This window comes from Variovorax paradoxus, from assembly GCF_030815975.1.
In the GTDB taxonomy this organism is placed as follows: domain Bacteria; phylum Pseudomonadota; class Gammaproteobacteria; order Burkholderiales; family Burkholderiaceae_C; genus Variovorax; species Variovorax paradoxus_N.
Map to the genome: position 1 here is coordinate 1,709,273 of NZ_JAUSXL010000002.1, position 11,990 is coordinate 1,721,262.

Sequence of the window (11,990 nt, forward strand, 5' to 3'; positions counted from 1 at the left end):
GACACCTGTTAACCATTTGTAACAGGAGAATCTGCACTCGTCGGCGCTGGGGCCGGCGGGTCAGCACGCCTTCCGAATCGGCGTGCATTGCTGTCACGCAGAAAAGGGTCAGGGAAGAAGAATGAACAAGAATCTGCACCGCATTGTGTTCAATGCGAAGCGCGGGCTGCGCATGGTGACTCAGGAGACCGCGAAGAGCACCGGCAAGGGTTCGTCCAAGGCCACCACCGCGGCAAGCGCGGGCGTGCTGGCCGGTGCTGCAGCCTTTGCGCCCATGCTCGTGGGTGCGGCGCTCGCGGGCATGCTGTCGGCTTCGCCTGTTCATGCCCAGATCGTCGGCGCCCCCAACGTTCCCGCCAACCTGCGTCCCACGGTGCTCGTTGCGCCCAACGGGGTCCCGTTGATCAACATCCAGACGCCCAGCGCCGCCGGCGTCTCGCGCAATGTCTTCAACCAGTTCAATGTTGCGCCCAACGGCGCCATCCTGAACAACAGCCGCACGAACGTGCAGACCCAGCTGGGCGGCTTTGTCCAAGCCAACCCCTACCTCGCGGGCGGGCCGGCCCGCATCATCCTCAACGAGGTCAACGGCGGCAGCCCGAGCCGGCTGCGCGGCTACATCGAGGTGGGCGGCACCCGGGCCGAGGTGATCATCGCCAACCCCGCGGGCATCAGCGTCGATGGCGGCGGCTTCATCAATGCCAGCCGAGCGACGCTTACCACGGGCACACCGCAGTTCAATGCCGTGGGCGGCCTGGACAGCTTCCTGGTGCGCGGCGGCACCATCACCATCGACGGCGCGGGCCTGGACGCCAGCAGGACCGACTACGCCGCGATCCTGGCGCGCGCCGTGCAAGCCAATGCCGGCATCTGGGCCAGCGAACTCAAGGTGGTGACGGGTGCGAACACGGTCAGCGCCGACCACAGTCAGGTCACGCCGACCAGCGGTACCGGCACCGCGCCCACCTTTGCGCTCGATGTGGCCGCGCTCGGCGGTATGTACGCCGGCAAGATCACCCTCATCGGCACCGAAGCCGGCTTGGGCGTGCGCAATGCTGGCACCCTCCAGGCCGCGCCGGGCGCCACCGCGTTGGCGGGCGCGGGCCAACTGGTGGTCACCAGCGCCGGGCGCCTGGAGAACATCGGAACAATCCAGGCCACGGCCGATGCGAACCTCGCGGCCGCGGCCCTGGCCAACAGCGGCCGCGTGGCCAGCGGCGGCAACCTCAAGATCACGACCCAGGGCGACCTGGCCAACACACTGAATGGCACCGGCGGCACGCTCGAAGGCGCGCGGCTGGAACTGGCCAGCACGGCGGGCGACATCGACAACCGCGGCGGCACGATCCGCCAGACCAGCAGCACCGGGCTCGCGCTGGGCGCGCCGGCCCTGAGCAACACCACTGGCGGCGTCATCGGGCTGGAGCCCGTGGCACCAGCGCCGTCCACGCCCGGCACCGGAGCCGGCGGCGGCACAGGGACAGGAACGGGCGGCACCACCAGTCCCAGCACACCCACCGCGGGCGGCGGCACCGATACAGGCGGCACCTTCACGCCCGCACCGTACGTACCACCCTCGCCCGGCATCGTCACCGCCGCGGGCACGATCCGCAACGACGGCGGCAAGATCTACGCCGGCGGGCCCATCAGCCTGCAAAGCGCCAACATCAACAACAACAGCGGCACGCTGAGCGTAGCCAGGATGGCCGTCAGCCAGCCGAGCTTCGACAACCACGGCGGCACGCTCAACGTCAGCCACGGCTTCAGCGCCAATGTCGAACGCTTCGACAACACCGGCGGCACGCTCAACGCCGGCAGCCTGAACATCGCCGCCACGGGCGATCTGATCAATACCGACGGCACGCTCACCAGCGCCACCGATGCCACCCTGGCGGTGGGCGGCCAGGCCGACAACACGCGCGGAACGGTTTCCGCCACGGGCGCGCTGACGGCGAACGTGGCCGCAGCGGTGAACAACACGGCCGGCACACTCCTCGCCAACCAGGGCGTCGCACTCAGCGCCGGCAGCCTGGACAACACCCAGGGCCGCATTCAATCGGCGCAGGCCGGTGTGCAGCTCGCGGTGGCCGACCAGTTGCAGAACAGCAGCGGCGGCACGATCGGCGCCGCCACGGACCTGCATGTGCAGGCAGGTTCGCTGGTGAACGCCAACGGCGCCAGCCTGCGCGGCGCGAACGACGTGACCGTGGCGGTCGGCGGCGCGCTGACCAACGACGGCAGCCTCACCGCCGGACGCCACACGACCGTCACCGCCGGCAGCCTGCAAGGCAGCAGCACCGGCGTGCTCGGTGCAGGCATCCAGAACGACGGCACGCCCGGTGCGGCAGGCGACCTGATCGTGACCACCACCGGCGCCCTGGTGGCCCACGGCACCACCCTTGCAGCCGGCAACGCCACGCTGCAGGGCGCGAGCGTCGATCTCTCGGCCAGCCAGACCAGCGCCACCAACATTGCCATCACCGCGACCCAGGGCAACGTGACCACGAGCCAGGCCACGGTCAGCACACCGGGCACATTGAGCATCACGGCCAACGCCCAGCCTGGCCAGGCCCTGGTCAACCAGGGCGGCAAGCTCAGCGCCAATCAGCTGGACCTGCGGGTCTCCAACCTTGCCAACACCAACGGCGGCGAGATCGTGCAGACCGGCACGGGCGCCACCGCCATCGCAGTGTCGGGCGCCATCGACAACAGCGGCGCCACGCTGGCCAGCAACGGCAGCCTTGCCCTCACCGCGGCCAGCCTGGACAACCGGGGCGGCACGCTGCGGGCCGCCCAAGCCTCCGACCTGAGCGTCGACGTGGCGGGCCTGCTGGACAACGGCCAGGGCGAGATCAGCGCGGGCGGCAACACGACCCTGCAGGCCGGCAGCCTCGCCAACGAGGCCGGCCGCGTCACGGCCGCAGGCGATGTCGCAAGCACCACGAGCGGCGCCACCCGCAACCGCGGCGGCACCATCGCCGCCAACGGCAGCACCGCATTGAGTGCCGCCAGCCTGGACAACAACGGCGGCACCGTGTCCGGCCTGAATCGCCTGGCGATGAATGTCCAGGGCGCGGTCGACAACACGGCAGGCACGCTGGCCGCCAACCAGGAGCTGATTCTCAGCGCCGGCGCGCTGGCCAATGACAAGGGCTCGATCCAGTCGACCCAGGCCGCTGCCCGTTTGAACGTGAGCAACGCTCTGGACAACGGCCAGGGCTACATCGGTGCCGCCACTGATCTGGCCGTCTCGGCGGGCAGCCTGAGCAACGCCGGCAGCCTGCGCGGGGCCCACGACACCACCATGGCCGTGGCGGGCCTGCTGGCCAACGACGGCAGCATCACGGCCGGGCGCAACACCACGATCACGGCCGGCAGCCTGCAGAGCGGCAGCGCCGGCGTGCTGGGCGCAGGCATCCAGAGCGACGGCCAGCTCGGTTCGGCGGGCGAGTTGCGCGTGACGGCCTCCGGCGCGCTCGCCGCGCACGGCACGCACCTGGCGGCCGGCAACGCCGCACTGCAAGGCGCCAGCGTGGATCTGTCGGCCAGCCAGACCAGCGCCGCGAACATCGCGATCACGGCCACGCAGGGCGACGTGACCACCAGCCAGGCCAAGGTCGTCACACCGGGAACCCTGAGCGTCACGGCCAACAGCCACGCGGCGCAGACCCTCGTCAACGACGCCGGCCAGCTCCATGCGAAGCAGCTCGACCTGCAGCTCTCGAATCTGGCCAACACCAACGGCGGCGAGATCGTGCAGACCGGCACGGGGGCGACCACCATCGCCATGAACGGCATCTTGCGCAACGATGGCGGGCGCATCGCCAGCAACGGGCAGGACCTCACGCTGCAAGCCGCCAGCATCGGCAACGCGGCCGGCAAGATCGAGCATGCCGGCACCGGCACGCTGACCATCGCGGGCGGCAATTTCAGCGGCACCAGCGGCCAGATCACCACCAATGGCGCGCTGGCCGTCGCCATGAACGGCGCCTTCAACCAGGACAGTGGCACCACCAGCGCCAGGCAGGTCACCATCGACGCGGGCTCCTTGAGCAACCGTGGCGGCCAGATCGTGCAGACCGGCGCCGATGCCACACGCATCACGGTGGTGGGCGCACTGGACAACAGCGGCGGGACGCTGGCCAGCAATGGCAACACCGCCGTCGCGGCCGGCAGCCTGGTCAACCAGGGCGGCACCATCCGCGCCGCCGAGGCATCCGGCCTCGGCCTGACCGTGGGCGGCCTGCTCGACAACAGCAACAAGGGCGTGATCGGCGCGGGCGGCAACACCACCGTTGCCGCGGGAAGCCTGAACAACAACGCCGGCAGCGTGACCGCTGTCGGCGATCTGAACGCCACCGTCGGCGGCGCCGCCACCAACGTGGGCGGCACGCTCGCTGCGAACGGCAACGCCTCGCTCGTGGCTGGAACGCTCGACAACAGCAGCGGAACCGCAGCGGCAGTCAACGGCAACCTGAGTGTCACGACCGCGGGTGCAACCACGAACGATGGTGGCACGCTGCAAGCGGGAGCCAAGGTCACGCTGAGCAACGGTGGTCTGAGCAACCTCGGCGGCAAGGTCATCGGCGACAGCCTGTGGGTGGACACGCGCGGCAACACCCTGAACAACACGCAAGGCACGCTGGCCGCGACCACCACGGTGACGCTGAACTCGGGCGCCTTGGCGAACGACGCCGGCCTGATCCAATCGGGCGGGGCGATGACCATCGCCACGAATGGCCAGGCGCTCAGCAACACGAACGCGGCCGGCTATGCGAACGGCCAGGGCGGCATCACCAGCGGCGACACGCTGGCGCTCACCGCCGGGACGGTCAACAACAGCGCCGGCTTCATCGGCGCGAAGAACGCACTGACGGCCAGCACCCAGGGCTTCTCCAACACGGGCGGGGGCGTGGTGCTCGGCCAGTCCACGCTGGCGATCGACACCCATGGCGCTGGCTACGACAACAGCGGCGGCCAGACCCTGGCCGCAGGCGATCTGGGCATTAACGCCGGCAGCATCACCAACACCAGCGGCCTGATCCGATCGGCGGCCACGACGACCCTCAATGCCGGCAGCATCGCCAACACCAGCACCCAGGGCACGGACCAGGGCATCGAAGGCCAGAACGTGACCATCGGCACCGGCAATCTCGACAACACCTCCGGAGCCATCCGCGCCGACGCCAACACCTCCATCACCAGCGGCGGCACCGTCAACAACACGAACGGCCTGATCTCGGCGGGCGACACGCTCAGGATCGCCGACCCCAACGCAGCCAATCCTGGCGCCAAGACGCTGAACCTCATCAACACCGGCGGCACCTTGGTCGCGGACAAGAGCGTTCAGATCGACGCCGCCACGTTCAGCGGCGACGGACGACTGGTCTCCGGCAAGGATCTCTCCGTCGCGCTCAAACAGGACATCGTGAACAACGGCGAGGTGGCCGCCAATGGCAACCTTAGCTACACCACCACCGGCAATTTCACGAACAACGGCAAGCTGCTGGCGGGGCAGACGCTCACCGTGGGCGGCAACAACGTGGACAACACGGCCAATGCGGAGATGTCGGGGACGAACACCGTTGTCAACGCAGCGGGCACGCTGACCAACCGCGGCCTGATCGACAGCCACGGAAGTACGCAGATCAACGCAGGCACGCTGAACAACATCGGCACCGGCCGCATCTACGGCGATGCGATTTCCATTGCCGCCGGCACGCTCAACAACGACGCCGAGACCGTCGATGGTGCGACCAAGGCGGGGACCATTGCGGCGCGCGACACGCTGGACATCGGCGCGACGACCATCAACAACCGGGAGCATGCGCTGATCTTCAGTGCCGGGGACATGTTCATCGGCGGAGCGCTGGATGCCAATCGCTACGTCACCGGCCAGGGCGGCACGCTCAACAACCTGAGCGCCACCATCGAATCGCTGGGCAGCATGTCGATCTCGATGGGGCAGATCAACAACTGGGACACGCACGTCCAGTTGGGGCCGCAGCAGACGACGGTCACCGGCCCTGTGCAGGCGATTGCCCCGGTCGGTGGCAGCCGCATGTACACGATGGACGAGGTCGTCATCATTCCTGGCCAGCCCTTCGTCTGGGCGCGCAACCCCGACGGCTCCACGGGCGCCCTGCTATACAGCAACGGCTACGGCATCTGGACCACCACGTCCACGACCACCGCCGACACAGCGATCAACGCGGACCCGGCGCGCATCGTCGCGGGCGGAGACATGACGCTGGTGGGGGCGGTCTACAACCGCGACAGCCGCATCATCGCCGGCGGCACACTGACCGCCAGCAACGTCACCAACGAGGCCCTGAAGGGCACGAGCAAGACCGATCTCTTTGCCACGGTCATCAACGACAAGGGCCAGCCGCAGCCGAGCGTCATCCTCCCAGGCTCGCCGCACACTGTAGAAGTGGGCAGCTACGACTACATCGAGCACGCCAACGCCACCAGCGGCTACGCCATCGGCTCCGCGGGCAGCGGCGGCGCGAATGCCGGCGCCACGGGGGGTGGAAGCGTCGCTGGCGGCAAAGGCCCGGCCACCATCGTGGAAGTGCCAGCCAATGTCGGTGCCGTGGCAAAAACCGATGGCCAGGGCGCAAGCAGCGCGGACGGCGCCAGCGGCCCCAACGGCACCACCGCGGCACCGTCGGGGAACGCAACCACGAACGTGGGCGCTGGCGGAACGGCGGATGGCGCAGCATCCTCGGCCCAGGCGGGTGCGGCCGGGACCATTCCCATGGTCGTGCGCACCAGCCTGCCCGATACCTCCATCCCTCAGGCCAGCCTGTTCCGGACCCTGCCAGGCGCCGGCAGCCACTACCTCGTCGAAACCGACCCGCGCTTTGCGAACTACCGCGCCTGGCTCAGCAGCGACTACCTGCTGAACAGCCTCGGGCTCGATCCAAACAACACGCTCAAGCGCCTGGGCGACGGCTTCTACGAACAGAAGCTCATCCGCGAGCAGGTGGCGCAGCTCACGGGTTATCGCTATCTCGACGGATATCACAACGACGAGGAGCAGTACACCGCGCTGATGAATGCCGGCGCGACCTTCGCGAAGCAGTACGGATTGCGCCCCGGCATTGCCCTGACCTCTGCGCAGATGGCCCAGCTCACCAGCGACATCGTCTGGCTGGTCGAGCAGACGGTGACCTTGCCCGACGGCAGCACGCAGCGCGTGCTCGTGCCGCAGGTCTATGTGCGCGTACGGCCCGGCGACATCGACGGCTCGGGCGCGCTGCTGACGGGCAACCAGGTCCGCATCGACGGCAAGGACAACAACCTAGTCAACACCGGCACCATCGCCGGGCGCCAGCTGGTGAGCATCAACGCCAACACCATCGACAACCTGGGCGGCCGCATCAGCGGCGGCCAGGTGGGCCTGAAGGCCCAGGTGGACATCAACAACATCGGCGGCACGATCGATGCGCGCGACAAGCTCACGCTGGAGGCCGGTCGCGACATCAACGTGCGCACGACCACGGGCACCGGCCTGCTCGGCAACACCGGCATCGACCGCGTCGCCGGCCTGTACGTGACCAATCCGGGCGGCACGCTGGTGGCCAGCGCCGGGCGCGATGTGAACCTGATCGGGGCCGTCGTGGCCAACACGGGGAATGGCCTGACTTCCATCAAGGCCGGGAACGACATCAATCTTGGGACGGTGACCACGACAAGTGCGGCGTACGCGATCGGCCAGAACCTGAGCGGAGGTTTCTCGCAGAGCAAGGAGGTCGGGACCCGCATCAGCGGCGGCGGCGACGTCATGCTGGACGCGGGGAACGATGTCAAAGCCCGCGCCGCGACCGTTGCGGCGGGCGGTGACCTGGGCGTCAAGGCGGGCAACGACATCCTGATCGAGTCTGGGCGGCAGACCACGGATTTCGGGTTTTCCACGCAATGGAAAGACAGGGGAATTCTCACGAGCACCAGCAACAGCATCACCGGGCAAGCCCACACCAACACGGCCATTGCCAGCAGCTTCAGCGGCAACAACATCGCCATGGAAAGCGGCCGTGATCTGAACATCGTGGGCAGCGATGTCAGTGCCCGCGGTGATGCCAGCTTGACGGCGGGGCGCAACGTCAACATCACGTCGGCCCTGGAGGCGTCTTCCGCCACGGCGGACCGCTCGCGCACGACGACGGGCCTGATTGTCCCGAAGCCGACGGACCACAACTGGGACCTCCAGCGCAACCATTCCGATCATGCCGAGCTGGCGACGCAAACCGAGCGCGCTTCCAACATCTCGGCCGGAGGCAATCTCACGGTGAACGCCGGCAAACAGGTCAATGTCTATGCCAGCAATCTCAGCACCGGCCAGGACTTGGGCATCCAGGGACAGGAGGTCACGATCCTCAGCGGCACGAACTACAACAGCGCGACGGTCGGAACTTCCAACGACCGCCAAACGGCGTTCATCACCGGGTCGCCGGTGCGCACCGGACACGGCGGCGGCAACGCGAACAACATGACCAGCACGCGCGAGCAGACCACGCTTGCGTCGTCGACGCTGAATGGACGCAACGTGACCATCACCGCCACCGATGGCGACCTGACGCTGGGTGCTGCGCACATCAACGCGGCCAATGCCGTCAGCCTGAACGCGCCGAGCGGCGCAATCAACTTCGATACGGTGACCACCGGAACCAGCACGTCGCTGAGCCGCGGCGAGCACGATTGGGCGTACCAGCGCTCGCGCGACTCTGGGTCGGTGACGACCGAAGCGAACTACACGCAGATCAACAGCGGCACGCTGGCCGTGAATGCCCAGAGCGTGAATGTGCAGGTCGGCCGCAACGCGACGGGCGGCAGGGAAGGTTCGCTGCAATACGCCCAGACCGTGGCGCAAGTGCTGCAGCAGCAAAGCGGACAGCCGGGCATGAACTGGATCCAGCAGCTCCAGAGCGATCCGAACCTGGCCAATGTTCCGATCAACTGGCAAGGCGTGCCGCTGCCGCAGCGGCAATGGGCCGAGGGACAAGGTGGGCTGACCCAGACGGGTGCCGCAGTTGTGGCAATCGTGGCCACAGTCCTGACATGGGGCGCAGCAAGCGAAGTGGGTGGGGCTGTCGCAACGAGTGCCGGCGAAGGCGTGGCGTTAAATGGTGGTGGCTATTTCTTGAGCGGTGCAGGCGCTGTTGCATCTGCAACTGTGGCTGCGGGTGTCAGTTCGATCGCAAGCCAAGCGGCGGTTAGCTTGATCAACAACAACGGCAACATCAGTGCGGTATTGGAGGATTTGGCGTCTAGCCGAGGAGTACGGTCTATTCTCGCGTCCATGCTATCCGCTGGAGTAGGCGCCGCGTACCCGGCTAGCAGCGGCTTAACTGGCGTGGCCATCCAAGCCGCAGTGGGTTGCGCGACTGGACAGTTGACTGGACAAGGTTGCGCCCAAGGAGCGGCGACATCCGGACTAATCGCCGGATTGCAAGCAGCCGGACACTATCTTAGACAGGATCAAATTCGCAGCTCACAGTTATTTGAGGGCGTCGTTGACGAAAACGGAAACCTCCTGACGAACACCTCTGGATCCAGCGCCGGAGTTAACGGGGATGGGATAAAAATCGGCGGCAACCGGGTTGATGTTGGTCAATTGTGTGGCGTCTCGGGTATTTGTGAAGACTTCAATACTGATTCGACAGGGGGGTCGAATTGGTCTAGCCCAATCGACGGTCGAGTTCATTTGCGGCCTGGCATCAGTCTTAGCTCGGTGATCGCAACGAATCCTGGCTTAACGCCTAGCCCATTGGGTGGCCTACAAGGAGGTCTGGCGTCAATTAACGGCATCCCCTACGCCCAAGGTAGTTTTCTGGACAATTTGGTTGAATCTTTCGCAGGGCCTCACGACTTTCTGAACGCCGTACACTATTACGATGAGCTAGGCAATAACATTCAAAATGGCGCCTCAGGAGTTTGGAACGTTGTAGATTTGCTTCCAGCCATGCCAATTGGATTGGCCGCTTTGGTCTCTCAGTACCCTGACGTCTGGCAGGCAATGGTGAATGGCTACAACGCGGAAAGGAATGATGAGAAATATTGACCTGATGCTAATTTTAACTTGGAATTAAAGATGAAAAAACTCGTTAGGGCATTTTCTCTTGGTGCTTTTTTAATTTTCGTATCTTTGTTGTGCGGATGCGGTATCGCGCGAGGCGTGACGGCAAACGATTTGGACTGGAATCCGCCAAAATTTATCGCAGATCAATGTCCTGATTTAAGTGGGGACTACAAATTTATGATTGCCCGCACACCTAATGGGGGATACGTAAGCGATCTTCTTAAAACTTATGCGGGTTCCATACAAATGCTCTGGAGAACCGGGAGCATTAATCCAACTACGGGTCGACCTCAACAGCCACTCACCATTGATGGTCTTCCGGATTATCAGTCTTATTATCTTGAGGCTCCCTTAAAAAAAGAAGAGGGAAGTCGCATCAATAACATTCTTCATATTGAGCAAACAAAGGATAAATTTATTCAAGGTGAGATCACCAGAACCAGGACGGTTACGCGACTAGGCACCGAAATGTCTGGCTGTTTTGATGGAGCTCTGATTCTAAGGAATTTCGAGGTAAACGGCGGGAATGACTTCACTCCCCGGGCTGTTTACTATGGGGAATTTGAAATTAGAAAGGATGCTGGCGGTGCATTAAAAGTTACAGAGCGAAGGCGTCAAAGATCAATTTCATTTTCAAGCGGCCTGCTTGGAGATCGAAAAGAATTATCTACGGTGACTCGCATCTACCCGTCGGCTAGGCCCTAGCGAAGATATGAAAAACTCTGTTTGCCTGCACCGTCCTGAACGTTGATGGCGCTATGGAGCAATTTAGCGCATCGTTCCCCAGATTCGCCCCCATGGGAGATTGATGTCGACCATATATAGCCGGGGAATTTGTTGGGAGATTTGGCTGGCCGTCACAAAACAAGGGTAAGAATTAGATGCGCGGCTACAGCGATATCGTCAGATCAACAACCTGTGCTGTTCACTTTGTTGAGGCAATCAAGGTCGACGAAGAGGTGCTTGATTTAAAGACCGAGATGGACAATATCGGAATTAGATGCGCCTACATTGACTGTAGACCGCTTGCAATGAATGCGGTTGGAACATGCGACGCTGTCGCGGTTGCGATTGGTGCGCTACACGCTCCCTACGGGGAGGAGCATTGGATCCGATTGCTTGACGACATGATTTCCTTATCAGCAAGTCTTCCTGGCTTGGTCATCGTAATGGATCATGCCGACAAACTTTTCGAAGCTGATCGTTCAAAGATTTTCGATTTGATAGAGTCGTTCTTGATTCAGCTGCATCATTGGGTAGGAAAGAAGAAGCCTTGCCATCTGTGTTTTCAGATGTCTCCTCATCCACTGATAGAGAAGGCATTTAACTCCCCGGCATAAACGATGCATTCGGCACCAGGCGCGCGACGGCAGTCTTATGAAGAAGAATTGAAGGCTTTATGTGTACTAGAGAAAAACACACCCTGCGCTTAGGATTTCTCCTGTTTTTGGTTTTCTCATGGCTTTATTTTTTCTCGCTTTGGGTGCTGATCTCAGTATTTACCCAGGCAATGCAGAAAATCTGGCCGGCTGCATCGGTGCAGCCGCTGATTTTCATCGCCAGTGTTTCAATCGCTCTTTTTCTATTCTGGTGGCTTGACCAAAGATGGTCTTTCAAATTAGACCGCCGAATTCTGTTTGAGCGGAGCTGCCGAGGTGCGCTTGCGCGAAAAATTAAGCGCACCTCTGGTGTCCTCCAGTTCTTCATTTTGGCTTGGATTTTTTATCTCTTGCTGTCCTATCGGCCTCCGTTCTACGATCTATTCATGGCCGGCGTATGTGGCTTTGGATTGCTGAGCATTTCCATCAAGAACCGAGATAAAACGGCATAAGCATGGTTTGGCCAATAAATGGTTAAAGGTTGTTCAATTAAGTCAAAACTATGAAGCTGTCACATATTCATTTCA

Annotated in this window: 4 protein-coding genes; all 4 read left to right on the forward strand. The window is 63.4% G+C overall.

The window, feature by feature from the left end; all coding sequences use genetic code 11:
* Window positions 1-121 precede the first annotated feature (121 nt).
* The 4 genes from QFZ47_RS11855 (at window position 122) to QFZ47_RS11870 (ending at window position 11,915) form a co-directional block, all read left to right on the forward strand.
* Entirely contained in the window at window positions 122-10,066 is a 9,945-nt protein-coding gene (locus tag QFZ47_RS11855) for a two-partner secretion domain-containing protein (RefSeq protein WP_307655811.1), read from the forward strand.
* Window positions 10,067-10,096: 30 nt separating this feature from the next.
* Window positions 10,097-10,789 carry a hypothetical protein gene (locus tag QFZ47_RS11860; protein ID WP_307655812.1) on the forward strand — a complete coding sequence of 231 codons (693 nt, stop codon included), beginning with the start codon at window positions 10,097-10,099 and terminating at the stop codon, window positions 10,787-10,789.
* Window positions 10,790-10,965: 176 nt separating this feature from the next.
* Window positions 10,966-11,424, forward strand: coding sequence for a hypothetical protein (locus tag QFZ47_RS11865; RefSeq protein ID WP_307655813.1), 459 nt, complete (start codon window positions 10,966-10,968; stop codon window positions 11,422-11,424).
* Between the two features lie 59 nt (window positions 11,425-11,483).
* Complete coding sequence (locus tag QFZ47_RS11870; RefSeq protein ID WP_307655814.1) at window positions 11,484-11,915, forward strand: hypothetical protein; 432 nt, start codon at window positions 11,484-11,486, stop codon at window positions 11,913-11,915.
* The last annotated feature ends 75 nt before the right edge of the window (window positions 11,916-11,990 follow it).